Raw genomic sequence first — 25,559 nt, forward strand, 5'->3', positions numbered from 1 at the left:
TGCAAGGCGCGCTAATACAGACTGTTTAGCGTTCCGTTCGGGCAATGTATCGCTTGCGCATAAATACCAGGATCACTGCCAAAGCCAAGGCCGCCATGACACTGAAAATGGCCCACATAGCCCCCGGGCTGTGAATCAGGGGCAGATGCTCGAAGTTCATGCCAAAAAACCCCGTCACCAGGTTCAGTGGCAAGAAGATGGCGGTCACCGCCGTGAGGGTGCGCATGATGTCATTGGTCCGGTGGCCTTGCACGGAAAAATGAATCTGCACGACGGTCTCGGCTGATTGCTCAAGACGCCGGGCATGGTGCATCACACGGTCTATGTGTTCGCCCACATCGCGCGCCCGCGCCATGAGCTGATCACGCCTGGTCTGGGCCACCATGGCATCGGGTGAGAAGCTGGCCAGGGGTTGCTCGCGCAGGGAGTCGAGCCACTCTTGAATGGCATCGCGCTGCCCTTCGCACATATCTTCCAGCAAGTGCAGTTGGCGGCGCGCTTCCATTAACGCGCCCCAGTCGGCAAACTGCGAATCGAGCTTGATCAATTCGGCCTGCATTTGCTCAAGATAGGTGGTCAAGTCCTTGCGCAAGTCCAGATAGCTATCGACCATGGTGTTGATCATGCGCAGCGCGAGGTCGGCTGGGCTGGCGGGCAGCCGAGAGCGGGCGCTGATGGCATCAATGCTGAGCCGGGCATCGGCCGCGAAACGCTGCACGTAGGTGTTGGGGATGGCGCAGCCCGGAGGGTGCAAGCTGATCAGAAGGCGATCGAAAATGGCAAAGCCCACCGCGCGCGAGTTGATACGGGCAAAGGCGGGCGGGATGGCGTCAGATTTGCGCGCGCGAGAGGAAAAGCCCTGGTTGTGATAGGCCACGATAGCGGCTTCGCGCTCCGCATCTTGCTGCACTTCGGTTTGCGTGGCCAGGCGGCGAAAGACCACCACGTCATAAACGGAAGTGGAGTCGTAGTTCGAAGGGTGCTGCTCGCTGGCAAGGTCCAGCCAATGCAGATCCAACAGGCCCGAGCCACCCAGTCGCTGGGCGGCAGCCTGAAGCGCTACCTGATGCCGTGGTAACTCGGAGCGGTCGAGGTAAGCCCAGACGAAGCCATCGGCGGGGACTTCCGCAGGCAGCTCGTCGAGGAAGCGCAGGCTGTCACCGGTGAATTCGAGGATGTGCACGGTGGGGTTGTCCGGAGCTATGAAAAAAGACTCTTGCAGCGCTGGAGGCACCGCGCTGCAGGAACGCCCGATCCTGCGGTGAGGCCGTTTGTCATTGTTGTTGAATCAGTCGGGCGGCATCCCGGGCGAAATAGGTCAACACGCCATCAGCGCCTGCGCGCTTGAATGCCAGCAGGCTTTCCATCATCACGGCATCGTGATCTAGCCAGCCGTTTTGCGCCGCTGCTTTCAACATGGCGTATTCGCCGCTCACCTGGTAGGCGAAGGTCGGGACATGAAACTCGTCCTTCACTCGCCGCACGATGTCCAGGTAGGGCATGCCAGGCTTGACCATCACCATATCGGCGCCTTCCTGCAGATCGATGGCCACTTCGCGCAAGGCCTCATCGGTATTGCCGGGGTCCATCTGGTAGACCTTTTTGTTGCTTTTGCCCAGGTTGGACGCCGAGCCTACGGCGTCACGGAATGGACCATAGAAAGCGCTCGCATACTTTGCGCTATAGGCCATGATGCGCGTGTGAATATGCCCCTTGGCCTCAAGCGCAGAGCGAATGGCTCCGATGCGCCCGTCCATCATGTCGCTCGGTGCCACGATGTCGACTCCAGCGGCTGCTTGCGTCAAGGCTTGTTTGGTGAGTTGGCCTACCGTCTCGTCGTTCAGGATGTAGCCGGTGGGATCGAGCCAGCCGTCCTGTCCGTGGCTGGTGTAGGGGTCCAAAGCCACATCGGTCATGATGCCGAGCTCAGGAAAGCGTTTTTTTAACTCACGCACGACGGTGGGGATCAGGCCTTTTGCATTGGTGCTTTCGCTGCCTTTTTCGTCCTTGAGCTTCGCGTCGATCACAGGGAACAGTGCCATCACCGGAATTCCCAGTTCGACACATTCTTGCGCCACCGGCAGCAATTCGTCCAGCGAAAGCCGCTCTACGCCAGGCATGGAAGCCACCGTTTCGCGGCGTTTCTTGCCATTCAGCACGAATACCGGATAGATGAGGTCGTTGGCGCTCACAGCATGTTCACGCACCAGGCGGCGGGTGAAATCATCACGGCGCAGGCGGCGAGGCCGGTTGGCGGGGAAGGGGGCGGGGGGGAACGTCATGATGAAAATTGTAGACCCCCTGAGTCGCCTTTGGCGCCATCCCCCTGAGGGGGACGCAGCCAGCGGCCTGGCAAAGCCAGCTCCGCGGCTACTCCCGCATGGCCTGCTCCGCGGCCATTTGACCTTGTTGCCTCTCTTTCTCTCCCGTTTGCTGGATAGTCTGATGCAGGCACGCCTGCCGACTTGAGCCCAAGAACCCGGGGTTGTGAGCTGGTTCTACTCCTTCCCCCTCTGGGGGAAGGTTGGGATGGGGGCAGGCGGCCATGGACCAGGCGCGAACATCTGTAGTACCCCTGACTCTTCTCATTCCGTAGTGTCTCGCTGAGACGTCAACTCCGCTTCCGTGCGATGGGGCGCTCACTTGCCCAATGAAATACGGGAAAGCACCCATATGAAAGTCGTACTTTTGTAGTATATTTCTCCCGGGCAGTTCGCTGCTCCCCGCTTTTCCTCCCTGAGCGGGCGCTGGGCTGCCTATGTGCAGTCAAGCTTATTCGACCTCGGCCCTTGTGGCCGAGGTTTTTTCTATTGGGCTACGCAAAGACCGCAGTCTGTACGGGATTTCATCGCCGCTACACTTGTCTCCATGCTCTGGATCAAGGCTCTGCATATCGTTTTCGTCGCGAGCTGGTTTGCCGGCTTGTTTTATTTACCACGTATTTTCGTCAACTTGGCGATGGTGCCTGCGGGCTCCGTGGCCGAGCACACGCGTCTGCTGCTCATGGCGCGCAAGCTCTACCGCTTCATGACCATTCTGGCCGTGCCCGCGCTGGCGCTGGGTTTGTGGCTGTGGATGGGGTACAGGATCGGCATGGGGCCCGGTAACGGCTGGATGCACGCCAAGCTGCTGATCGTGGTGCTGCTGCTTGGTTATCACCACTGGTGCGGTCGTTTGCTGCGCGGCTTCGAATCCGGGCGGCCTGCGCGCGGACATGTCTGGTTTCGCTGGTTCAACGAGGCGCCAGTGCTGCTGTTGCTGGCGGCTGTGATCCTGGTGGTCGTCAAGCCCTTCTAAGATATGAGCACGCTCTAATGGCAGCCTGGCGCTAACCATGAACCGCTACAAGTCTGCCGCGCGCCCGCTTTCGTTTCTGTATGCCGCGTTGATTGTGTACGCCAGCCTTTACCCGTTCTCGGGTTGGCGTGATCAAGGGCTGTCGCCTTGGGCTTTCACTGCCGCCCCGCTGCCGCAATACTGGACGCGCTTCGACATCATCGCCAACGTGGTGGGCTATGTGCCCATGGGGTTTCTTCTCACTCTGGCGCTGCTGCGCGCTCAGTGGCGGTGGCCAGCGGTGGTGCTCGGCGCTTTGGTCACAGCGCTGCTGTCGTTCACCATGGAGTCCTTGCAGTCCTACCTGCCCATCCGGGTGGCCTCCAATCTCGATTTTGGGTTGAATACCGGTGGCGGGGTCATTGGCGCGCTGGCAGCCTATGTGCTCGAACGTTTGGGAGCAATTGAGCGTTGGAGACGCTTTCGAGCGCTCTGGTTTGTACAAGATTCGCGCGGCGCGTTGATCTTGCTTGCACTTTGGCCCTTGGGACTATTGTTCCCGCCTCCCGTGGCGTTCGGGCTCGGCCAGGTGTATGAGCGGCTGGAAGATGCGCTCGCACAGCTATTGGAGGACACACCGTTTCTCGAGTGGCTACCCCTGCGCGAACTCGATTTGCAACCTCTATTACCGGGGGTGGAGCTGATCTGTGTTGCGCTGGGCGCGCTGGTTCCGTGTCTGCTGGGTTACACGGTGATCCGGGATATAGGGCGCAGAGCACTGTTTGCGTTGACTGTGCTGATGCTGGGTGTGCTGGTTTCGGCGTTGTCAGCTGCCCTGACTTGGGGCCCGGTGTATGCCTGGGCGTGGATTAGTCTGCCAGTTGAAGCCGGAATGATGGTCGGGGCATTCATGGCGTTCGTCGCCTTGTTCATACCGGCCCGAGTATGTGGGGTGCTGCTGATGCTGGCGCTGGCGGCCCAGGTCGCCTTGCTGAATGCCGCGCCAGAGAGCGCCTACTTTGCCGCCACGCTTCAAAGTTGGGAGCAAGGGCGCTTCATCCATTTCCATGGGTTGGCACAGTGGGTAGGGTGGCTGTGGCCTTACGTGACCTTCGCCTATCTTGTTTTCCAGACGGCGCGCCTTAACCGGCACCAGCCGTCACTGCCTGAGCCCGCAGCAGGAGCCGCTTTGAGCGATTTGGAAGCACTTCCCGGGGATAGCCAGTCCAACTCGAGCCCGGAGAGGCCATAAGAGACTTTGAACAGGCTCTAAGCCGTTCTGAGCGTTTTACAGAGGCTCCATGGTTTCTTGACTCACATCAAGGTGAACTTGTCCCGCGATTTCTACACTTCGCGGCATGCGCGGCTCCGTCACCTTGACCACCAAGCTTCTTTCAATGGGGGCTGGATTCCTCATTGTCGCGCTGCTGTCTATCGGACTCACGCTCTGGGTGACCTGGCGCCTTGAAGGCGGAGCGGCGGCGGTGAATGAGGCCGGTCGGTTGCGCATGCACATGATGCGCATGGTACTGGCAAGGCAGCTGGAGGCTCCCGAGCGCGTGCAGGAGCTCGCAGTCAAATTCGACGCCGGTTTGGAATTGTTGCGGCGAGGAGACCCCGTTCGTCCCCTGGCTGTTCCGTGGAGCGAGGATACATTGAGGCGCTTCGAGGGCATTCGTGAAGAATGGCGGGAGCTGCAGCGCAATTGGGCTCAAAGCCCTCACGTGGACGATGCCGCTGCAGTGGCGCGGGCTGATGACTTTGTGCACCGCGTGGATGGCTTGGTCGATGCCATTGAAATACAGATGGCCCGTTGGACAACCGGTTTGCACCTGTTCCAATTGGCGCTCATGGCCTTGGCCATCGTCGCCGCCGTTGTGTTCATGGTGGTGACCTACCTGCTCGTGATCAACCCCCTGGTGCAACTGCAGCAGGCATTGGCGCACATACGCCAGGGCAATCTGAGTACTCGGCTCGCTGTGGAGACGGCTGACGAGTTTGGGCAGCTATCCGCCGGTTTCAACCTGATGGCGCATGCTCTACAAGCATCGCGCGATGAACTTGAGGGCAAGGTCCAGGACAAGACAGCCCATTTGCAAGTCAAGAGTGAACGGCTATCGGCTCTGTACGAAGCCAGCGCGCTGGCGTCAGAGGCCACCAGTCTCGACGCGTTGGCCCAAGGCTTCGTGCGGCTGGTGCGTCGCGTGGCGGGCGCTGATGCTGCCGCGGTACGCTGGTCGGACGAAACCAACGAACGTTACGTGCTGCTGGTGAGCGATCAGTTGCCTCGCTCTCTGACTGACGGCGAGCATTGCCTGCATACAGGCACCTGCGCTTGCGGGCAACCTCAGGCTTCGGCTAATTTGCGCGTTATTCCCATCACGCCTGCCGCCACTTTGGAACTGCCGTTGCCGCATTGCCGTGACGCCGGGTTCGAGACTCTGGTGGCCATTCCTGTGCAGTTGCAGCAACGCGTGCTGGGTGAGATAGATCTCTTCTTCAAAGGCAAGCAGGAGATGCCAGAAGGCATGCGTGACTTGCTGGAGGCCATGGCGCGTCATCTGGCGGGAGCCATGGAAAGCTTGCGTGCCACTGCGCTGGAGCGCGAAGCGGCAGTGGGTCAGGAACGGGCGTTGATTGCGCGGGAATTGCATGATTCGATCGCGCAGTCTCTGGCTTTCCTCAAGATCCAGACCCAGTTGCTGCGCGATGCGGTGACGCGTGAAGATCAGACCGCGCGTGATCGCAGTATTTCCGAGCTGGATGTAGGTGTTCGGGGTTGCTACGCAGACGTGCGTGAACTGCTGGTTCACTTCCGGACTCGCACCAGCGAAGAGGACATCGAGGCGGCGCTTCGCTCCACTTTGTCCAAGTTCGGTCACCAGACAGGCATCACGCACGCCTTGTCCATGACGGGTCATGGACTTCCTCTGGCCCCAGATGTGCAGATTCAGGTGCTGCACATGGTGCAGGAAGCACTCTCCAATGTGCGCAAGCACTCCCACGCCAATCATGTAGACCTGCGCGTACAGCGTCACCCGGCCTGGCGCTTTGAGGTGGTGGATAACGGCACAGGCTTTGACCCCACCTCGGTGCCACCAGACTCATTGCATGTAGGGCTGGGCATCATGCGCGAGCGCGCGGAGCGCATTGGGGCGAGCGTGCGTGTGGATTCCTCGCCCGGTGCTGGCGCTCGAGTTGTCATCGAGTTGCCCGTCACCACCCATGCGCCGACTTCAGTGCCCGTCTCCATCTCCTTTACTGGCGCCACCGTCCCAGCCGACTCAAGCATGAGCCTGCCAACTCCATGACACCTGCCTCCGCATTGACCCTTCTGGTGGTAGATGACCATCCCCTGTTTCGGCGTGGCCTGATTGCATTGCTCGGGCAGTACCCGGGCCTGCACGTCGTGGGGGAGGCTGGAGACGCCGCCGAGGCGCTACGGCTAGCCCCTGTGTTGAAACCGCAAGTGATCCTGCTGGACAACCATTTGCCTGGTGTGCGCGGTGTGGACGCCATCCAAAGCCTGCGCGAAGCCGCACCCGGTGCACGCGTACTCATGCTCACCGTGAGCGAAGACGGCCAGGACCTCGCGCAGGCCCTGCGTAACGGCGCGCAGGGCTATCTGCTCAAAACCATCGAGGGCAATCTGCTGGCTGATGCCATCCACCGCGCTGCGCGGGGCGAGCCCGTGGTGAGTGCGGAACTGATGGGCAAGCTCGTCACCGCGTTGCAGGCGCAGGGTGAAATTGTTCAGGTGTCGGAAGTAGAAGAGTCAGCAGACCAGACGGCTTCGCCTTTGTCACCGCGCGAAGAGGATGTGTTGCGTGAGATCGCACGTGGAGCGAGTAACAAGGAGATCGCACGCACGCTGGATATTGCGGAGACCACCGTGAAAATTCATGTGCAGCACATTCTGCGCAAGCTTGGCTTGTCCTCCCGCGTGCAGGCGGCGGTCTATGCGTCCGATCGAGTCCGAAGCACTTAAGGACACTTTAACCAGCGCGAATAGTTCTTTCGGAGGATGCCGCGGCTGTTGCCGGCTACTCCTTCTGCCGCGTGCGAACCTACCTCTGAAGGATAGGCGAAAGGTCCGGGAAGCGAGACCATTCATGACATCACTCTCAAGAGTAAATACGTCATGGCAAATTCCAATAGCGCTTCCCAAGGCGACCCACGCCATACCCGTCAGGCCTGGTCGGTATTGATAGCCAGTACGCTGGCCTTCACTGTGTGCTTCATGGTCTGGATGATGTTCGGCGTCATCGGCATCCCGATCAAGAAGATGCTGAACCTCAATTCCACGCAGTTCGGCCTGTTGACGGCCATGCCCGTGCTCACAGGTTCGCTGGTCCGCGTGCCACTGGGCATCTGGACGGACCGTTACGGTGGCCGCATCGTCATGGCCATCCTTATGGCGGCCACGGTACCCGCCATCTGGATGATGGGCTACGCCACGGAATACTGGCACTTCCTGGTAGCGGGTCTCTTCGTCGGGCTGGCCGGCGGTGCGTTTTCGGTGGGAACGCCGTATGTGGCGCGTTGGTTTCCCAAGGAGCGCCAGGGAATGGCCATGGGCGTGTATGGCGCCGGCAACTCGGGCGCTGCAGTCAACAAATTCGTCGCGCCGGTGCTGCTGGTGGCTTTCGGCTGGACCATGGTTCCGCACGTGTACGCCGCGATCATGCTCGGGGCGCTGGTGCTGTTCTGGTTCTTCAGCTATAGCGACCCGGCCCACCTGGTGTCCAGCAAGGTGAGCTTTGCCGATCAGCTCAAAGCTCTGAAAGATCCTCGCGTGCTCAAGTACTGCCAGTACTACAGCATTGTGTTTGGAGGCTATGTCGCCTTGTCGCTGTGGATGGTGCAGTACTACGTGGGCGAATACGGCCTGGACATCCGTGTCGCAGCGCTCCTGGCGGCCTGTTTTTCACTTCCCGGAGGTGTGTTGCGTGCCATTGGCGGCGTACTGAGCGACAAGCACGGTGCGCACAGCGTGACATGGTGGGTGTTGTGGGTCAGCTGGATCTGCTTGTTCCTTCTGTCCTATCCGCAGACCGATTTCACCGTGCTGACAGTGGATGGCCCACGCACCTTTCACATTGGCTTGAACGTCTACATGTTCACTGCCCTGATGTTCGTGCTTGGCATCGCCTGGGCATTCGGCAAAGCCAGCGTCTTCAAATACATCAGCGACGACTACCCCCAGAACATTGGGGCCATCAGCGGCATCGTCGGATTGGCCGGAGGCCTGGGCGGTTTCATTCTGCCCATCCTCTTTGGGGTGCTCATGGACTGGACCGGGATTCGCTCCAGCGCCTTCATGTTGATGTACGGCGTTGTCTGGGTCTCCCTGATCTGGATGTACTTCACTGAGGTGCGCCGCACCGATGTGATGGCAGACGCCTCCGCACCTTCAGCCTCTTCCGCACGCTAAGGAAACACACCATGTCATCCATCACTCGCAACCGTAGCCGGCAGCGCACGCTCACCATCTGGACTCCAGAAGACAAGGCCTTCTGGGAGCGTGAAGGTGAGGCGGTTGCCAAGCTCAATCTCTGGATATCCGTGCCAGCACTGTTTCTGGCCTTTGCCATCTGGCAGGTCTGGAGCGTGGTGGCGGTGAGCCTTCCCGGGCTGGGCTTTCGCTATTCCACCAATCAATTGTTCTGGTTGGCTGCAGCGCCAGCCCTTTCCGGCGCCACGCTGCGCCTTTTCTATTCCTTCATGGTGCCGCTGGTTGGTGGACGGCGCTGGACGGCCATTTCCACCGCCTCGCTGATGATCCCGGCGCTGGGCATTGGTTACGCGGTGCAGGACAACACCACCAGCTACCCCACCATGCTCGGCCTGGCGTTGCTTTGCGGATTGGGCGGGGGGAACTTCAGCTCCAGCATGGCCAACATCAGCTTCTTCTTTCCGAAGGAACGCAAAGGCTCTGCCCTTGGAGTGAATGCGGGCCTGGGCAATCTGGGTGTCTCTGTGGTCCAGTTTCTCAGCCCCCTGGTGGTGACTGCTGGCATTTTCGGGATCTTCGGTGGCGACGCGCAGACCATCGTGAAGAATGGACAAACCATGCAGGTATGGACCCAGAATGCGGCCTTTATCTGGGTGCCATGGATTGCCCTTGCATCCCTGGCGGCGTGGTTCGGCATGAATGACATCGCCGACGCCAAGGCCTCTTTCGCGGCGCAAGCTGCGGTCTTCCGGCGCAAGCACAACTGGATCATGTGCTTGCTTTATCTGGGCACGTTTGGCTCCTTCATCGGTTTCGCTGCTGGCTTTCCGCTGCTTATCAAGGGGCTGTTTCCGGAAGTGAACCCTCTGGCCTATGCCTGGCTTGGCCCCTTGGTCGGCGCGTTGATTCGCCCAGTGGGCGGTTGGTTGGCTGACAAACTGGGTGGCGCGAGCGTGACGCTCTGGAACTTCGTGGTCATGGCTCTGGCTGTGATGGGTGTTCTGTATTTCCTGCCCAAGGGATCGGGAGGGTATGTGCTGCCGTTCGGCCCTGCAGAGGGCAGCTTCATGGGCTTCTTCGTGATGTTCCTGCTTCTCTTTCTCTCCACTGGCGTAGGCAATGGCTCCACGTTCCGAATGATTCCGGTGATCTTCCTGAATCTCAAGTTGCGGGATGTCAAGGAGGGAGACGAGGCGGGCCGCGCGCAGGCCATCAAGGACGGAAACACAGAGGGCGCCGCGGCACTGGGTATTTCGGGTGCGCTGGCTGCCTACGGCGGTTTCTTCATTCCAAAGAGCTACGGCAGCTCCATTGCAGCCACGGGGGGGCCCGAGCTGGCGCTCTGGGTGTTCGCCGCCTTCTACCTCGTGTGCATAGGCGTCACCTGGTGGTTCTATGCACGCCGGAACGCAGAGATGCCCTGTTAAGCCGCCCCTTCGCAACTTAAGAAATCTATAACGAAAAGGACACACGATGAGCCACTTTCTCGACCGCCTCTCGTACTTCAGCCAACCGCGGGAATCGTTTTCAGGTACGCATGGCCAGACCAACGGCGAAGACCGCACCTGGGAAGACGCCTACCGTGACCGTTGGGCGCACGACAAGATCGTTCGTTCCACCCACGGTGTGAACTGCACGGGCTCCTGCTCATGGAAGATCTACGTCAAGGGCGGCATCGTGACATGGGAGACGCAACAGACCGACTACCCACGCACGCGCCCTGATCTTCCGAACCATGAGCCCAGAGGCTGTGCGCGCGGTGCGAGCTACAGCTGGTACCTCTACAGCGCCAACCGCGTGAAGTACCCGATGGTGCGCGCGCGACTGCTCAAGCACTGGCGTGCGGCCATCACGGTTGCAAAAGGACCCGTGGAAGCCTGGGCGAGCATCGTGCAGAACGACGATGCCCGGCGCGAATGGCAGCAACAGCGCGGCTTGGGTGGTTTTGTACGCAGCACCTGGGAAGAGGTCAATCAGATCATTGCTGCGGCGAACATCTACACCATCAAGCAGCATGGCCCGGATCGCATCATTGGTTTCTCGCCCATCCCGGCCATGAGCATGATCAGCTACGCTGCTGGTAGCCGCTATCTCAGTTTGCTCGGCGGCGTGTGCATGAGCTTCTACGATTGGTATTGCGATCTTCCACCCGCCAGTCCGCAGGTGTGGGGTGAGCAGACGGACGTTCCCGAATCGGCTGATTGGTACAACAGCACCTTCCTCATCGCCTGGGGCTCCAACGTACCGCAGACCCGCACACCCGATGCGCACTTCTTCACTGAGGTGCGCTACAAAGGTGCGAAGGTCGTGGCCGTTACGCCCGATTACTCAGAAGTCGCGAAGCTGGCTGATCTCTGGATGCACCCCAAGCAGGGCACCGATGCGGCTGTAGCCATGGCCATGGGCCACGTGATCATGAAGGAGTTCTACTTCGATAAGCGCTCGGCCTATTTTGATGACTATGCGCGGCGCTACACCGATCTGCCTCTGCTGGTGGTGCTCAAGGAAAAGCAACTGCCCGACGGTCGCAAGGCTCTGGTGCCAGATCGCTATGTGCGCGCGAGCGACTTCCCCGGAAAACTCGACCAATCCAACAACCCCGACTGGAAAACCGTGGGCTACGGCGCGGATGGCCAGGTGGTTCTGCCCAATGGTTCCATCGGATTCCGTTGGGGTACGGAGGGCCGTCCAGATCAAGGCCTGTGGAACCTGGAGAACAAGGACGCGCGCACCGCCAACGATGTGAAGCTCAAGCTCTCAGTCGTGGAGGGCGGTGAGGAGGGTGCGGGTGCCTACGAAGTCGCCGATGTCGCATTCCCCTATTTCGGCGGTGTGCAGTCACCGAATTTCACCGCCAACGAGCAGGGTGGGGATGTGGTGGTGCACCGTGTGCCCGTCAGCCGTCTGGACCTGGCTGGTGAAGGCACCGGGGCTGGCACTTACGTCGCTACCGTGTTTGATCTGCAAGCCGCCAACTACGGCATCTTGCGTGGCCTTGATGGCGAACCCGCAGATGAGGGCTACGACGGCAACCGCCCCTACACACCGGCTTGGCAGGAACCCATCACCGGCGTGCCCCGCGATCAGATCATTACCATCGCCCGCCAGTTCGCAGACAACGCTGACAAGACGCGTGGCAAATCCATGGTGATCATCGGCGCGGCCATGAACCACTGGTATCACTGTGATATGAATTACCGCGGCATCATCAATATGCTGATGATGTGCGGCTGCATTGGCCAGAGCGGCGGCGGCTGGGCGCATTACGTGGGTCAGGAAAAACTGCGTCCGCAAACGGGCTGGACGGCCCTCGCATTCGCGCTGGACTGGCTGCGTCCGCCGCGCCAGATGAACAGCACGAGCTTCTTCTATGCCCACACCGATCAGTGGCGCTACGAAAAGCTCGGCATGGAAGAAATTCTCTCGCCTCTGGCCGACGCGAGTTCCTATCACGGTGCACAGATTGACTACAACGTGCGTGCCGAACGCATGGGCTGGCTGCCATCCGCACCACAACTTAAGACCAACCCGCTGCAGGTCGTGCGTGATGCGCAGGCACAGGGCGTTGCGCCACGTGACTACGTAGCGCAATCGCTCAAGAACGGCACGCTCGAGATGAGCTGCGAAGACCCGGACCATCCGGCCAACTGGCCGCGCAACATGTTCGTGTGGCGCTCCAACATTCTCGGCTCGTCAGGCAAGGGGCATGAGTACTTCCTCAAGCACCTGTTGGGTACTACCCATGGCGTACAAGGCAAGGATCTGGGCGTGGACGACGCCCGTCCCGAAGAAGTACGCTGGCACGACAAAGCCCCTGAGGGCAAGCTTGACTTGCTGGTCACGTTGGACTTCCGTATGAGCACGACATGCCTGTACTCAGACATCGTTCTGCCCACCGCCACCTGGTATGAGAAAAACGATCTCAACACCAGCGACATGCATCCCTTCATCCACCCGCTTTCCACGGCGGTGGATCCCGCTTGGCAAGCCAAGAGCGATTGGGAAATCTACAAGGGTTTCGCCAAGGCTCTGAGCGATATGAGCCCAGGCCACCTTGGCGTGGAAAAGGAAGTGGTGCTCTCTCCCATCATGCACGATACCGCTGGAGAGATGGCTCAACCATTTCACGTGCTGGACTGGAAAAAAGGTGATTGCGATTTCGTGCCCGGCCAGACCGCTCCCAATATCGCCGTGGTCGAACGCGACTATCCCAATCTGTATAAGCGCTTTACGTCTCTCGGCCCGCTGATGGACAAGCTGGGTAACGGCGGCAAGGGCATAGGCTGGAATACGCAGACCGAGGTTGAGCAACTGGGCGATCTCAATGGCCGTGTACGCGAGGAGGGCGCAACCCAGGGCCGCCCACGCATCCTCACCGATATCGACGCCACCGAAACCGTGATGATGCTGGCCCCGGAAACCAATGGGCATGTCGCTTGCAAGGCCTGGGAAGCTTTGGGCAAGCAAACCGGGCGCGATCACGTGCACCTGTCTCTCCACCGGGAGGACGAAAAAATTCGATTCCGTGATATCCAGGCCCAGCCGCGCAAGATCATCAGCTCCCCGACCTGGTCTGGCCTTGAAAGCGAGAAGGTCAGCTACAACGCGGGCTACACCAACGTGCACGAACTGATCCCATGGCGCACCCTTACGGGCCGTCAGCAGTTCTACCAGGATCACGCTTGGATGCGTGATTTCGGTGAAGGCCTGGTCAGCTATCGCCCGCCCGTGCACCTGAAGACGCTGGCCGAGGTAGAGGGCAAGAAGCCCAATGGCAATCCTGAGATTGCGCTGAACTTCATCACGCCGCACCAAAAGTGGGGAATTCACTCCACCTATACGGACAACCTGCTGATGCTCACACTCAACCGGGGTGGTCCGGTGATCTGGCTCAGCGAGGACGATGCCGCGCGAGGAGGCATCGTTGACAACGACTGGGTGGAGCTCTTCAACACCAACGGCGCTATTGCAGCCCGTGCGGTGGTGAGCCAGCGCGTGAAGCCGGGCATGGTGATGATGTACCACGCCCAGGAAAAAATCATCAATACCCCGGGCTCACAGATCACGGGAACCCGTGGTGGCATCCATAACTCGGTGACACGCATTGTGCTCAAACCCACTCACATGATTGGCGGTTACGCGCAATACAGCTACGGCTTCAACTACTACGGAACCATTGGCACCAACCGCGATGAGTTCGTGCTGGTGCGCAAGATGAGCCGAGTGGATTGGCTCGACAACGAACCCGCCAGTGAAGCTGTCCAGGCCTGAAAACGCACAAGAAGGAGAACACGATGAAAATTCGCGCACAGATAGGCATGGTGCTGAACCTGGACAAGTGCATTGGCTGCCACACCTGTTCCGTTACCTGCAAGAACGTCTGGACCAGCCGGCCCGGCGTTGAGTACGCCTGGTTCAACAACGTGGAGACCAAGCCCGGCATTGGGTATCCCAAGGAATGGGAAAACCAGGACCGCTGGAACGGTGGCTGGACACGCAACGCGGATGGCTCCATTGCCCCCCGCCAGGGAGGCAAGTGGAAGATGCTCATGCGCATCTTCGCCAATCCAAACTTGCCGCAGATCGACGACTATTACGAGCCCTTCACGTTCGACTACGACCATCTGCAATCAGCCCCCGAGTCGAAGGCTCCACCCACAGCCCGTCCACGCAGCCTGATCACTGGCAAGCGGATGGAAAAGATCGAATGGGGTCCGAACTGGGAAGAAATTCTGGGCGGTGAGTTCAGCAAGCGCAGCAAGGACAAGAACTTCGAAGACGTCCAGAAGGACATCTACGGCCAGTTCGAGAACACCTTCATGATGTACTTGCCGCGGCTGTGCGAGCACTGCCTGAACCCGGCCTGTGTGGCGTCGTGTCCTTCGGGCTCGATCTACAAGCGTGAAGAAGACGGTATTGTGCTGATCGATCAGGACAAGTGCCGCGGCTGGCGCATGTGCGTATCGGGCTGCCCTTACAAGAAGATCTATTACAACTGGCAAAGCGGCAAAGCCGAGAAGTGCATCTTCTGCTACCCCCGCATTGAGGCTGGCCAGCCTACGGTCTGCTCGGAAACCTGCGTAGGCCGTATTCGCTACCTCGGCGTTCTCCTGTATGACGCTGACCGCATTCAGGAAGCAGCCAGTGTGGAGCGCGACAAAGACCTCTACCAGGCGCAGCTCGATCTGTTCCTGGACCCGCACGACCCTGAGGTCATCAAGCAGGCACGTCTCGACGGTATCCCCGAGACATGGCTGGAGGCAGCCCGCAACAGCCCTGTCTACAAGATGGCTGTGGATTGGAAAGTGGCTCTGCCTTTACACCCTGAATACCGCACGCTGCCCATGGTTTGGTATGTGCCGCCGCTGTCGCCCATCACGGCGGCGGCCAATGCTGGCCACGTGGGCTTGAACGGTGAGATTCCAGACGTGACGCAGTTGCGCATTCCGGTGCAATACCTGGCCAATTTGCTCACCGCAGGAGACACCGCTCCCGTGGTGCGCGCTCTTGAACGCATGCTGGCCATGCGCACCTATCAGCGTGGCGTGCACGTGGATCAGCGCCAGAACCTGGATGTGCTGCGGCAGGCGGGGCTCACTGTGCACGAGGTCGAGGACATGTACCACGTGATGGCCATCGCCAACTATGAAGACCGCTTTGTGATCCCTTCCACGCACCGTGAGTACGCAGAAAACACCTTCGATATGCGCGGTGGCTGCGGCTTCACTTTCGGCAACGGATGTTCGGACGGTAGCTCTGAAGTGAGCATGTTTGGTGGCAAGAAGCCGCGCACCATTCCCATAAAGGCTGCGGTCTAAAGGAGATAAGAACCATGTTCCAACCACACCCTGAATCTGTGCGCCTGACTTTGCGCGCCCTGGGTTGTCTGCTGACTTACCCTGATGCGCAACTGCGCGCTGTACTGCCGCAACTGGTGGACGCTCTTCAGCTCGAAGGGGCGCTGTCTCCACGCCGGCTGAATGAGATTGAAGCCCTGTGCCGCCAGATCACAACGCTGGCACCCATGGAAGCCGAAGCGCGGTATGTGGACCTGTTCGACCGGGGTCGCCAGACCTCGCTCCACCTGTTCGAACACGTACACGGTGATTCCCGCGACCGAGGTCCGGCGCTGATCGACTTGCTTCAGACCTATGAACGCGCCGGGCTGCAGTTCAGCGCGCCAGAATTGCCTGACCATCTTCCGGTGGTGCTGGAGTTTGCTTCCACCCAGCCGCCCGAAGTAGCGAGCGAATTCCTGAGTGAAATGGCACACATCCTGAACGCCTTGTTCAGCGCGCTGCTGGGGCGTGAGAGTCCCTATGCCAGCGTGGTGGCCGCAGTTCTGGAAGTGGCGGGCCAGCGAGTGCAGGCCGTCGAGTTGGCGCCGGAGCCGGACCTGGATGAGGTATGGAGCGAGCCAGCGGCCTTTGACGGTTGCAGCAGCCGAGGCCAGAGCCGACCCGATCAGCCGCAGCCCATGCATTTTGTGCGCACTGAACGCACCAGACCACAACAAGGAGCCTCACGATGAACGCCTGGATCGACACTCTGCTGTTTGGCATCTATCCCTACATTTGCCTGACGGTGTTCTTCCTTGGAAGCTGGGTGCGCTTTGATCGCGACCAGTACACCTGGAAAAGCGACTCCTCGCAGCTGCTGAGAACCGGCAGCCTGCGCTGGGGGAGCAATTTGTTTCACATCGGCGTGCTGTTCCTGTTGTTTGGGCATACGTTCGGCATGCTTACGCCGCATTTCATGTATGAGCCATTCCTCAGTGCAGAGCACAAACAGCTCATGGCCATGGTGTCCGGTGGCGTTGCAGGCGTGTTGGGCTTCATCGGCCTCAGCATCTTGCTGCACCGCCGGTTGTTTGATGCGCGCATCCGAGCCACTTCCAGGACCAGCGATATCCTGATTCTGGTGCTGCTCTGGGTGCAACTGCTTCTGGGCCTGGCCACCATTCCACTGTCGGCGCAGCATCTTGACGGCGGCATGATGATGAATCTCGCCGGCTGGGCACAGCATGTCGTCACGTTCCGCCCAGGCGGCGTGGAGCTGTTGGCCGAAGCGAGCTGGGTCTTCAAGCTGCACATGTTCCTGGGGATGACGGTGTTCCTGATTTTCCCGTTCACTCGGTTGGTGCACGTGTGGAGCGGTTTTGCCACGCTGGCGTATGTGCTGCGTCCCTATCAGTTGGTGCGTGCGCGCCGGCTGAACGTTCCCCAGCGCAGCCAGAGCGCGGATCGCCGCGCTCACTGATGCGCTGCCAATGAATTGCCCTTGAGGAAGGAAAACATCATGAATCACGGATGTGGAAGCCAAGGCGGAGCCGGTACCTGCGGCTGCGCTTCAAACGCTGCGACGATGCCTGAGATCACTGCCCGCCCCGTCGCCCATGTGAACGGCATAGCCTTGCATGCGCAAGGCGAGCAACCAGACGAAGAGACGTTGCGCCAACGCGCATGCACCGAACTGTTGCGCCAGGCCGCTCAACGCAAAGGGTTGCTGGCGCAAGACGACCTTGCGAGCGCAGATGGGGCCACGAGCCAGGCGGCGACGCAAGCCATCGAGTCCTTGCTCGAGCAGGAGTTGGAAGTGCTCGAACCCTCGGAAGAGGCGTGCAGGCGGTATTACGAGGCCAACGATACTCAGCATCGCCAAGGTGAGCGCGTGCGTGTACGCCACGTGCTGTATGCCGTGACGCCGGGCGTGGATGTGCAGGCCTTGCGTGGGCGTGCTGAGGCCTTGCTGCTGTCATTGCGTTGTGCGGAGGATGGAGGCGTGAAGTTCGCGGCCGCCGCGCGCGAGTGGTCGAACTGCCCCAGCGGACAACAAGGTGGCGAGCTCGGGTGGTTGGCACGTGGTGATTGCGCTGAAGAGTTCGCCCGCGAACTGTTCGGATCAGCAGAGATTGGCGTGTTGTCCCGTCTGGTACACAGCCGTTTTGGCTTGCATGTGGTTGAGGTCCTGGAACGGGAGTCTGGCCACCTGCCGCCGTTCGAGCTGGTGCAGGGTGCCGTGGCGCTCACATTGCGGCAACGGGCGTGGGTGAACGCATTGCGGCAGTATTTGCCACTGCTGGCGAGCGAAGCCGTCATAGAAGGCGTACAACTCGAAGGCTCGGACTCACCGCTGGTGCAATAACGAGCCATGATCGGCGTTGAAGACCTTCATGACTGACGACTTGCTGCAGCGGCTTCGTCGATTCCGCGAAGATGCGTTTCCTCAATATCGCCAGCAATTTCGCGCGCTGGTGGATGAGGGGCAGCACCCGACCACGTTGTTCATCGGTTGTTCGGATTCCCGCCTGGTGCCTTATCTGCTCACTGGCGCGGGCCCAGGCGAATTGTTCCTCGTGCGCAATGTGGGCGCTTTCGTGCCTCCCTACGACGGCTCACAAGGCCATCATGGAACCGCCGCTGCCATTGAGTTTGCTGTCCTCAATCTGCATGTCAGCCACATCATCGTGTGTGGGCACAGTCATTGCGGCGCAATCAAGGCGATGTACAGCGATGTGTCCCCGGAAGCCCGGAATCTCCAGCGATGGCTGGATCTCGGCCGCGAGGCCGTATTACCAGTCCAAGCCAGTCCAGAGGCCCTGCGCCGTACCGAGCAACGAGCCGTGGTTCTGCAGCTGGAGCGGCTCATGGACTATCCCATGGTTCGAAGCCGGGTGGAGGCCGGGAGCATCAGCCTCCACGGGTGGCATTACGTTATCGAGGAAGGGGAGGTCCATGTGTTCGACGTCAAGGCAGGTGGTTTCGTGGCGGCCTCCACGGCCTCCAACAGCGGCACTGGGCCCTATCACCCCTATGTGGAGCACGACGGACAAATTTTGTCCGATTGAGGCAGGCAGACCTATTTCCTGCCAAATCGTTCTGGAGCCCCGTTCCTTTCCACTAGTTTTCTCTACATTCAAGCAGCATCATGAATCTATCCCTTTCTCATTTCGACGACTTGCTGCGTGCCGCCCGTTCGCAGACTGACCCGCAACGCCTGTTGCTTGTGTTTGCCAGCGTAGAGCTCCCGGATGACGCTACACCAGCGCAACGGGCCGGCTTCGCCGCAGGGCGGGGCGGCGCCCTGGTTCCTATGATGTGCGTAGACAAGGGCGCGCATGAGCTGGAATCATTCGCTATGCTGCTGTCGGAAGCGGCCTCCGTGAGCGCTCCTGACCAGGAGTGGGTGATGGTGTTTGTCGCAGCCATGTCAGGTCCCGGCGGACGGGTACCCACTAGCGAGGATGCGCATGCCCCACTGCAGCGCATGACGGAATCCATCCGTGCAGGCGTGTTCGGCCAAAGCATCGCATTTGACCGGTCCGGCACGCCGGTGCAGTTTGGTTAAAACCATTCCCGGCATTCGGATCGCTGGCGATGCCTGGGGCAGCGTGGGTCAGAATATTCCCAAGACGTCCTAGAATGCGAGCCCATGACTGCCCCCGATCCTTCGTATTATCAGCACCACATATTCTTTTGCCTGAACAAGCGCGAGAATGGTGACTCCTGCTGCGCCGACCACGATGCCCAGGAGGCGTTCGACTACTGCAAGTCAGAGGTCAAGAAGCAGGGGCTGTCCGGCGCTGGCAAGGTGCGGGTCAATAAAGCGGGTTGCCTGGACCGCTGTGCCGGAGGCCCCGTGGCAGTGGTGTATCCGGAAGCTGTCTGGTATTCGTATGTTGACAAGGCAGATATCAAGGAAATTGTTGAGTCCCACCTTGCAAACGGAGTGGTGGTCGAGCGCTTGCTGACGCCGCCTCATCTGGGCCGCTGAATTCGCTTTGAGTCTGGGCCTGACCGCGCCTTGAGGCCCGGTTTCACCGTAAGGCGCTCGGGCCACGAAATTCACTCCGGTACCGACGCAGACCCACCCCGCCGGGCATTTCTTAAGCCTTGTTTACGCAAGCTGCTATACTTTAAATAGCTAAATGAATGCCCAAACCCAATCCTTGACCCTCTCCGGCCCTGTCGGAGCCATAGAGGCGGTGCTGGATACGCCGTCACCCGATCTGTTTCAGACCCCGCTCGGAACTGTCGTGGTGGCTCATCCCCACCCGCAATTTGGCGGCACCATGACCAATAAGGTCGTGCAGACCATCGCGCGCGCTTTTGTTCAAAGCGGCTGGCGCGCGGTGCGTTTCAACTTCAGGGGGGTCGGTGCGAGCGCCGGCACCTACGATGAAGGCCGCGGCGAATTGGATGACCTGCTCTCGGTCGTGGGGGCCCAGGCCCCCTCAGACCAGCCGTTGGCTCTGGCGGGCTTCTCATTTGGTGCGTTTGTCACCGCGTGCGCTCTTGAGCGCCTGCGACTCGTCCGCCCGATCGCCAGCGCGGTACTGGTTGGTACCGCGGTGTCGCGTTTCAATGCCGACCCCGTCCATACTGATCTGCATCCGCAAACCCTGGTCATCCATGGCGAACAGGATGACACCGTGCCCTTGGCCGCTGTGCTCGACTGGGCGCGTCCGCAATCGCTTCCAGTGACTGTGGTGCCCGGGGGCGAACACTTTTTTCACGGCCAATTGCCGTTGCTCAAGACGCTGGTTGCGCGCCATGTGCGCGCCTGAAAGCGGCTTTTCTCTCCTTTTTTGCGCTTTTCCCCCTCATGAATCGATTTTTCAAGACGATCGCCGCATTGGCTTTTTCCACTCTGGCGCTCACCGCAGTCGCTCAGTCTTCGCAGCTTCCCCAGCCGCCCGAAGTGGCGGCCAAATCCTGGCTGGTGATGGACGTTTCTGCTGGCCAGATCCTGGGGTCCAAAGACATTGACTCCCAGGTCGAACCGGCATCGCTCACCAAGTTGATGAGTGCCTACGTGGTGTTTGATGCACTGCGCGCCAAGAAAATCAGCTTGAGCCAAACGCTGCCGGTTAGCCACCGGGCTTGGAAAATGCCAGGCTCGCGCATGTTCATCGATCCCAAGATGCAGGTGCCTGTCGAAGATTTGATCAAGGGCATGATTGTTCAGTCCGGCAATGACGCCACTGTGGCGTTGGCCGAAGGGGTTGGCGGTACGGTTGAGCGCTTTGTGCAGATGATGAACGATCAGGCCAAAGCGTTGGGCATGAAGAACACCTCCTACAAGAACGCAGAAGGTCTGACCGAAGCCGGGCACACCACCACTGCGCGCGACCTGGCCACCTTGTCCATGCGCCTGCTGCACGATTTTCCTGATGACGCGCGTTACTACTCCATCAAAAAATACCACTATCCCGGCACGCCCGCCAGCAACGACACCAACCGCAACCCCCTGCTGCACCGCGATCCCACTGTAGACGGCCTGAAAACTGGACATACCAATGCGGCCGGGTATTGCCTGGTGGCCACCGCCAAGCGCGATTTCCCCAATATGGGAGCACGTCGTGTGCTGACGGTGGTTTTGGGTGCTGCCAGCGAAAGCGCGCGCGCCAGCGAATCGCAGAAGCTGCTCAACTGGGGCTACACTGCTTATGAAGGCATCAAACTGTTTGATGCCGGCCAGGCTGTGGCCACGCCGCAAGTCTGGAAAGGCAAGGCCAGCGAGTTGAAGCTTGGTCGCACTGAGCCCATCGTGGTAGCCGTGCCTGCGGGTACTGCCGGGCAGGTCAAGACCGAGATCGCGCGCCCTGAGCCGCTGATTGCGCCTTTCAAGCAGGGGCAGCCTGTCGCTACTCTAAAGGTGAAGCAGGGCGAGCAGTTGCTCCTTGAAGTGCCTCTTATCGCCCTGGAAGGGGTGGAAGAAGCTGGCTTCGTGGGCCGGGTATGGGATGCCATGCGCTTGTGGATCAAGTAATCCGCAGCCGCTCCCCGTTGCGGGATATCCCGATACGGGCTATACTTTAAGGCTTTCCCGCATTTTGGGGCGGGAAATTTAAGGCTTTTTTCCTTCAATGAGGCTCTCTTAATAGATTCTTTAAGGGGCCCGGGGAGAGAAGTTCACGCGTGCGCTGCCAGGTTTTTGGGCCGGGCGGCGCCTTTGGTTTTTCCAGACGTTTAGGGACGTTTTTTCAATGCCAACCATCAGTCAATTGGTGCGTCAGGGCCGGACAGTCGAGAAATCGAAATCCAAGAGCCCCGCGATGCAAAACTCGCCGCAGCGTCGCGGCGTGTGCACCCGTGTGTACACCACGACGCCTAAGAAGCCTAACTCGGCTCTTCGTAAAGTTGCCAAAGTGCGCCTGACCAACGGTTTCGAGGTTATCTCGTACATCGGCGGTGAAGGTCACAACCTGCAGGAGCACAGTGTTGTGCTCGTGCGCGGTGGCCGTGTAAAGGATTTGCCAGGTGTGCGTTATCACATCGTGCGCGGTTCGCTCGATTTGCAAGGCGTGAAAGACCGCAAGCAGTCGCGTTCCAAGTATGGCGCCAAGCGGCCCAAGAAAGCCTGATCGGCTTTTTAAGCGCTTTTGTCATTTTTCGGTGCTTGAATCGGGCTTTGGCCCTTCAGTCAAGCGTAGTGACCTTGAACAAAGGTCGAGTAAGTGCAGGTTTTTTAATGATCTGCGCGGTGTTCGAGTCAATAGGACTGGCCGGGCATCAACTGAAGCAATATGAGGTGAAACATGCCACGTCGTCGCGAAGTCCCTAAACGTGAAATTCTGCCGGATCCAAAATACGGCAATGTCGAGCTTTCCAAGTTCATGAACGTGATCATGGAAGGCGGCAAAAAAGCGGTTGCTGAGCGCATCATTTATGGCGCGCTCGAAAACATGGAAAAGAAAGCCGGTAAAGACCCGCTGGAACTTTTCGTGACCGCTATCAACAACGTCAAGCCAATGGTGGAAGTCAAATCCCGCCGTGTTGGTGGCGCGAACTACCAGGTTCCGGTCGAAGTGCGCCCTGTGCGTCGCCTGGCTCTGTCGATGCGCTGGATCAAGGAAGCCGCCCGCAAGCGTGGCGAAAAATCCATGGCTCAGCGTTTGGCTAACGAGTTGCTGGAGGCCAATGAAGGCCGTGGCGGCGCCATGAAAAAGCGTGACGAAGTTCACCGCATGGCTGAAGCCAACAAGGCATTCAGCCACTTCCGCTTCTGATTTTCGGTTCAGCGTTCGGCGCATTGCGTTGAGCGTGCTGCGGGCCTGGTGGCCCGTTGTTTTTTGCGCTGAACGCCGAACGCTCAACGCCCAACTCCACAAGGATCCATCATGGCTCGCAAAACCCCCATCGAGCGCTATCGCAACATCGGTATCTCGGCACACATCGACGCTGGCAAGACCACGACTACCGAGCGCATTCTGTTTTACACCGGCGTGAACCACAAGTTGGGCGAAGTGCATGACGGCGCGGCCACGACCGACTGGATGGAGCAAGAGCAAGAGCGCGGCATCACCATTACCTCGGCTGCCGTGACCTGCTTCTGGAAGGGTATGGACCTGTCCTACCCCGAGCACCGTTTCAACATTATTGATACCCCCGGCCACGTGGACTTCACCATTGAGGTGGAGCGTTCCATGCGCGTGCTTGACGGCGCTTGCATGGTGTACTGCGCCGTGGGTGGCGTGCAGCCACAGTCGGAAACTGTATGGCGCCAAGCCAACAAATACAAAGTGCCACGTCTCGCGTTCGTCAACAAGATGGACCGTACCGGCGCTAACTTCTTCAAGGTCTATGACCAGATGAAGGTCCGCCTGAAGGCTAACCCCGTTCCGGTGGTGATTCCTATTGGCGCTGAAGAGAACTTCAAAGGCGTTGTTGATCTGCTGAAGATGAAGGCCATCTTCTGGGACGAAGCTTCCCAGGGCATGAAATTCGACTACGCGGAAATCCCGGCCGAACTGGTTGCGGATGCCAAGAAGTGGCGCGAGAACATGGTCGAAGCTGCTGCTGAATCCAGCGAAGAGCTGATGAACAAATACCTCGAAGAGGGTGACCTCTCCGAGGCAGAAATCAAGCTGGGCCTGCGCACTCGGACCATCTCCACCGAGATTCAGCCAATGCTGTGCGGCACCGCGTTCAAGAACAAGGGTGTGCAGCGTATGCTGGACGCCGTGATCGACTTCCTGCCTTCGCCAGTGGATATTCCACCTGTGCGTGGCACCGACGCCGATGACGAAGAGAAAATTGTTCTCCGTCACGCTGATGACACTGAAAAGTTCTCCGCGCTGGCTTTCAAACTCATGACCGACCCGTTCGTCGGCCAGTTGACCTTCGTGCGTGTCTATTCGGGCGTGCTGAAGAAGGGCGACACGGTGATCAATACCGTCAAGGGCAAGAAAGAACGCATCGGCCGTATCGTGCAGATGATGGCCAATGACCGCATCGAGATCGAAGAGATCGTTGCGGGCGACATCGCCGCTTGCGTGGGTCTGAAAGACGTCACCACCGGTGAAACGCTGAGCGATCCAACTTCCACCATCGTGCTGGAGCGCATGGTGTTCCCTGAGCCTGTGATTTCGCAGGCCGTCGAACCCAAGACAAAGGTTGATCAAGAGAAAATGGGCATTGCTTTGCAACGCCTGGCTTCTGAAGATCCATCTTTCCGCGTGCGTACAGACGAAGAATCTGGTCAGACCATCATCTCCGGCATGGGTGAATTGCACCTGGAGATTCTGGTCGATCGTATGAAGCGTGAGTTCGGCGTCGAAGCCAACGTGGGCAAACCTCAAGTGGCCTACCGCGAAACCGTGCGCAAGACTGTCACCGATGTCGAAGGCAAGTTCGTGCGTCAGTCGGGCGGTAAGGGTCAGTACGGTCACGTCGTCTTCACGCTGGAGCCGCAGGTGCCTGGTAAGGGCTTTGAGTTCGTTGACGAAATCAAAGGCGGTGTGGTGCCTCGCGAATACATTCCTGCCGTGCAAAAGGGCGTGGAAGAAGCGTTGCATTCTGGTGTTCTGGCCGGCTACCCAGTGGTGGATGTCAAGGTTCGTTTGACCTTCGGTTCCTATCATGACGTGGACTCGTCCGAACAAGCGTTCAAGATGGCCGCTATCTTTGGTTTCAAGGAAGCAGCCCGTCGCGCCACGCCGGTCATCCTGGAACCCATGATGGCTGTTGAGGTGGAAACGCCTGAAGACTATGCCGGTAACGTGATGGGCGATCTGTCCAGCCGTCGCGGCATGGTGCAAGGTATGGACGACATGGCTGGCGGTGGCAAAGCTATCAAGGCAGAGGTTCCTCTGTCCGAGATGTTTGGCTACTCCACCACGTTGCGCTCAGCCACACAAGGCCGCGCTACGTACACCATGGAGTTTAAGCACTACGCTGAAGCGCCGAAGAACGTCGCTGAAGCCATTGTGGCGGCTCGCGCCAAGTAATCCCACCCCCTGAGGCGGCATAGCTGCCTCCCCCCTGGTAGGGGGGCGCACCTAGCGGACTGGCAAAGCCAGCTCCGCGGGTGCCCTCGAATCAGAGGGGCGTTGGTTGGGTTGGTTGAGGTTGATCGAATAGATTTGTCTTTGGCAACGCTGTGAGGCGTAGGGGAGCTGCCCGTGGCGGCCCTGGTGCTGGAGACGTTAAACACGCACGGGCATTTGTTCTTTACATGGAGTTTTGAAATGGGAAAAGCAAAGTTTGAACGCACCAAGCCGCACGTAAACGTGGGCACCATTGGTCACGTTGACCATGGTAAGACGACCCTGACGGCCGCAATTGCGACCGTGTTGGCTCGTAAATTTGGCGGCGAAGCCAAAGCGTATGACCAGATTGATGCAGCGCCAGAAGAAAAAGCGCGTGGCATTACGATCAACACTGCACACGTTGAGTACGAAACGGCTAACCGCCACTACGCTCACGTGGACTGCCCCGGTCACGCTGACTACGTTAAGAACATGATTACCGGCGCTGCCCAGATGGACGGCGCTATCTTGGTGTGCTCGGCCGCTGACGGCCCTATGCCCCAAACGCGTGAGCAC

22 protein-coding genes are annotated in these 25,559 nt (G+C 59.4%); 20 read left to right on the forward strand and 2 right to left on the reverse strand.

Going from position 1 to position 25,559, the window contains the following annotated elements; genetic code table 11:
* Positions 1-25: 25 nt before the first annotated feature.
* Entirely contained in the window at positions 26-1,183 is a 1,158-nt protein-coding gene (locus G518_RS0121970) for a magnesium transporter CorA family protein (protein WP_028604379.1), read from the reverse strand.
* A gap of 91 nt (positions 1,184-1,274) precedes the next feature.
* Entirely contained in the window at positions 1,275-2,282 is a 1,008-nt protein-coding gene (gene hemB / locus G518_RS0121975; RefSeq protein ID WP_028604380.1) for a porphobilinogen synthase, read from the reverse strand.
* A gap of 586 nt (positions 2,283-2,868) precedes the next feature.
* Between hemB and G518_RS0121980 the strand changes: the two genes are divergently transcribed.
* The 20 genes from G518_RS0121980 to G518_RS0122075 all read left to right on the forward strand — a co-directional run.
* The gene (locus G518_RS0121980; RefSeq protein ID WP_028604381.1) at positions 2,869-3,297 is read left to right on the forward strand and encodes a CopD family protein; all 429 of its coding nucleotides are present in this window, start codon (positions 2,869-2,871) and stop codon (positions 3,295-3,297) included.
* A 37-nt stretch (positions 3,298-3,334) separates the two neighbouring features.
* Positions 3,335-4,528: a VanZ family protein gene (locus tag G518_RS36335; RefSeq protein WP_084652112.1), complete on the forward strand. Its 1,194-nt coding sequence runs from the start codon at positions 3,335-3,337 to the stop codon at positions 4,526-4,528.
* Positions 4,529-4,634: 106 nt separating this feature from the next.
* Positions 4,635-6,587: a type IV pili methyl-accepting chemotaxis transducer N-terminal domain-containing protein gene (locus G518_RS36340; protein WP_051237253.1), complete on the forward strand. Its 1,953-nt coding sequence runs from the start codon at positions 4,635-4,637 to the stop codon at positions 6,585-6,587.
* Positions 6,584-7,264: a response regulator gene (locus G518_RS0121995; RefSeq protein ID WP_028604382.1), complete on the forward strand. Its 681-nt coding sequence runs from the start codon at positions 6,584-6,586 to the stop codon at positions 7,262-7,264. Before G518_RS36340 ends, G518_RS0121995 begins: the two co-directional genes overlap by 4 nt.
* A gap of 153 nt (positions 7,265-7,417) precedes the next feature.
* Positions 7,418-8,710: an MFS transporter gene (locus G518_RS0122000; protein WP_028604383.1), complete on the forward strand. Its 1,293-nt coding sequence runs from the start codon at positions 7,418-7,420 to the stop codon at positions 8,708-8,710.
* Positions 8,711-8,721: 11 nt separating this feature from the next.
* Complete coding sequence (locus tag G518_RS0122005; protein ID WP_028604384.1) at positions 8,722-10,158, forward strand: MFS transporter; 1,437 nt, start codon at positions 8,722-8,724, stop codon at positions 10,156-10,158.
* Positions 10,159-10,204: 46 nt separating this feature from the next.
* The gene (locus G518_RS0122010; RefSeq protein ID WP_028604385.1) at positions 10,205-14,002 is read left to right on the forward strand and encodes a nitrate reductase subunit alpha; all 3,798 of its coding nucleotides are present in this window, start codon (positions 10,205-10,207) and stop codon (positions 14,000-14,002) included.
* A gap of 23 nt (positions 14,003-14,025) precedes the next feature.
* Positions 14,026-15,549, forward strand: coding sequence for a nitrate reductase subunit beta (narH, locus tag G518_RS0122015; protein ID WP_028604386.1), 1,524 nt, complete (start codon positions 14,026-14,028; stop codon positions 15,547-15,549).
* A gap of 14 nt (positions 15,550-15,563) precedes the next feature.
* Positions 15,564-16,262 carry a nitrate reductase molybdenum cofactor assembly chaperone gene (gene narJ, locus G518_RS0122020; protein ID WP_028604387.1) on the forward strand — a complete coding sequence of 233 codons (699 nt, stop codon included), beginning with the start codon at positions 15,564-15,566 and terminating at the stop codon, positions 16,260-16,262.
* On the forward strand, positions 16,259-16,990 hold the full coding sequence (gene narI, locus G518_RS0122025) for a respiratory nitrate reductase subunit gamma (RefSeq protein ID WP_028604388.1): 732 nt from the start codon (positions 16,259-16,261) through the stop codon (positions 16,988-16,990). The genes narJ and narI overlap by 4 nt, the downstream gene beginning before the upstream one ends.
* Before the next feature lie 39 nt (positions 16,991-17,029).
* Positions 17,030-17,875 (forward strand): peptidylprolyl isomerase, encoded by an 846-nt coding sequence (locus G518_RS0122030; RefSeq protein ID WP_028604389.1) that lies wholly within the window; start codon positions 17,030-17,032, stop codon positions 17,873-17,875.
* 28 nt (positions 17,876-17,903) lie between these two features.
* A complete protein-coding gene (locus G518_RS0122035; protein ID WP_028604390.1) occupies positions 17,904-18,578 on the forward strand; it encodes a carbonic anhydrase in 675 nt (224 codons plus the stop codon).
* Between the two features lie 80 nt (positions 18,579-18,658).
* On the forward strand, positions 18,659-19,078 hold the full coding sequence (locus tag G518_RS0122040) for a hypothetical protein (RefSeq protein WP_028604391.1): 420 nt from the start codon (positions 18,659-18,661) through the stop codon (positions 19,076-19,078).
* An 84-nt stretch (positions 19,079-19,162) separates the two neighbouring features.
* Positions 19,163-19,504 carry a (2Fe-2S) ferredoxin domain-containing protein gene (locus G518_RS0122045; RefSeq protein WP_028604392.1) on the forward strand — a complete coding sequence of 114 codons (342 nt, stop codon included), beginning with the start codon at positions 19,163-19,165 and terminating at the stop codon, positions 19,502-19,504.
* Positions 19,505-19,658: 154 nt separating this feature from the next.
* Positions 19,659-20,297 carry an alpha/beta hydrolase gene (locus tag G518_RS0122050; protein WP_028604393.1) on the forward strand — a complete coding sequence of 213 codons (639 nt, stop codon included), beginning with the start codon at positions 19,659-19,661 and terminating at the stop codon, positions 20,295-20,297.
* Positions 20,298-20,335: 38 nt separating this feature from the next.
* A complete protein-coding gene (locus G518_RS0122055) occupies positions 20,336-21,502 on the forward strand; it encodes a D-alanyl-D-alanine carboxypeptidase family protein (protein WP_028604394.1) in 1,167 nt (388 codons plus the stop codon).
* A gap of 217 nt (positions 21,503-21,719) precedes the next feature.
* Entirely contained in the window at positions 21,720-22,097 is a 378-nt protein-coding gene (rpsL, locus tag G518_RS0122060) for a 30S ribosomal protein S12 (protein ID WP_028604395.1), read from the forward strand.
* A 174-nt stretch (positions 22,098-22,271) separates the two neighbouring features.
* Positions 22,272-22,742 (forward strand): 30S ribosomal protein S7, encoded by a 471-nt coding sequence (rpsG, locus tag G518_RS0122065; protein ID WP_028604396.1) that lies wholly within the window; start codon positions 22,272-22,274, stop codon positions 22,740-22,742.
* 111 nt (positions 22,743-22,853) lie between these two features.
* Complete coding sequence (gene fusA / locus G518_RS0122070; protein WP_028604397.1) at positions 22,854-24,962, forward strand: elongation factor G; 2,109 nt, start codon at positions 22,854-22,856, stop codon at positions 24,960-24,962.
* A gap of 240 nt (positions 24,963-25,202) precedes the next feature.
* Positions 25,203-25,559: GTP-binding protein (locus tag G518_RS0122075; RefSeq protein ID WP_028604398.1), on the forward strand; the 357-nt coding region annotated here is incomplete at its 3' end.

The organism is Ottowia thiooxydans DSM 14619 (assembly GCF_000422885.1).
Classification (GTDB): Bacteria; Pseudomonadota; Gammaproteobacteria; order Burkholderiales; family Burkholderiaceae_C; genus Ottowia; species Ottowia thiooxydans.

What these genes read in the sequence shown, in the direction of transcription:
- rpsG (WP_028604396.1), top strand. Translation starts at nt 22,272, where the DNA reads ATGCCACGTCGTCGCGAAGTCCCTAAACGTGAAATTCTGCCGGATCCA.
- hemB (WP_028604380.1), bottom strand. Translation starts at nt 2,282, where the DNA reads ATGACGTTCCCCCCCGCCCCCTTCCCCGCCAACCGGCCTCGCCGCCTG.
- rpsL (WP_028604395.1), top strand. Translation starts at nt 21,720, where the DNA reads ATGCCAACCATCAGTCAATTGGTGCGTCAGGGCCGGACAGTCGAGAAA.
- G518_RS0121980 (WP_028604381.1), top strand. Translation starts at nt 2,869, where the DNA reads ATGCTCTGGATCAAGGCTCTGCATATCGTTTTCGTCGCGAGCTGGTTT.
- G518_RS0122040 (WP_028604391.1), top strand. Translation starts at nt 18,659, where the DNA reads ATGAATCTATCCCTTTCTCATTTCGACGACTTGCTGCGTGCCGCCCGT.
- G518_RS0122050 (WP_028604393.1), top strand. Translation starts at nt 19,659, where the DNA reads ATGAATGCCCAAACCCAATCCTTGACCCTCTCCGGCCCTGTCGGAGCC.
- G518_RS0122030 (WP_028604389.1), top strand. Translation starts at nt 17,030, where the DNA reads ATGAATCACGGATGTGGAAGCCAAGGCGGAGCCGGTACCTGCGGCTGC.
- narJ (WP_028604387.1), top strand. Translation starts at nt 15,564, where the DNA reads ATGTTCCAACCACACCCTGAATCTGTGCGCCTGACTTTGCGCGCCCTG.
- narH (WP_028604386.1), top strand. Translation starts at nt 14,026, where the DNA reads ATGAAAATTCGCGCACAGATAGGCATGGTGCTGAACCTGGACAAGTGC.
- G518_RS0122010 (WP_028604385.1), top strand. Translation starts at nt 10,205, where the DNA reads ATGAGCCACTTTCTCGACCGCCTCTCGTACTTCAGCCAACCGCGGGAA.
- G518_RS0122055 (WP_028604394.1), top strand. Translation starts at nt 20,336, where the DNA reads ATGAATCGATTTTTCAAGACGATCGCCGCATTGGCTTTTTCCACTCTG.
- G518_RS36340 (WP_051237253.1), top strand. Translation starts at nt 4,635, where the DNA reads ATGCGCGGCTCCGTCACCTTGACCACCAAGCTTCTTTCAATGGGGGCT.
- G518_RS0122035 (WP_028604390.1), top strand. Translation starts at nt 17,904, where the DNA reads ATGACTGACGACTTGCTGCAGCGGCTTCGTCGATTCCGCGAAGATGCG.
- G518_RS0121995 (WP_028604382.1), top strand. Translation starts at nt 6,584, where the DNA reads ATGACACCTGCCTCCGCATTGACCCTTCTGGTGGTAGATGACCATCCC.
- fusA (WP_028604397.1), top strand. Translation starts at nt 22,854, where the DNA reads ATGGCTCGCAAAACCCCCATCGAGCGCTATCGCAACATCGGTATCTCG.
- G518_RS0122045 (WP_028604392.1), top strand. Translation starts at nt 19,163, where the DNA reads ATGACTGCCCCCGATCCTTCGTATTATCAGCACCACATATTCTTTTGC.
- G518_RS0122005 (WP_028604384.1), top strand. Translation starts at nt 8,722, where the DNA reads ATGTCATCCATCACTCGCAACCGTAGCCGGCAGCGCACGCTCACCATC.
- G518_RS36335 (WP_084652112.1), top strand. Translation starts at nt 3,335, where the DNA reads ATGAACCGCTACAAGTCTGCCGCGCGCCCGCTTTCGTTTCTGTATGCC.
- narI (WP_028604388.1), top strand. Translation starts at nt 16,259, where the DNA reads ATGAACGCCTGGATCGACACTCTGCTGTTTGGCATCTATCCCTACATT.
- G518_RS0122000 (WP_028604383.1), top strand. Translation starts at nt 7,418, where the DNA reads ATGGCAAATTCCAATAGCGCTTCCCAAGGCGACCCACGCCATACCCGT.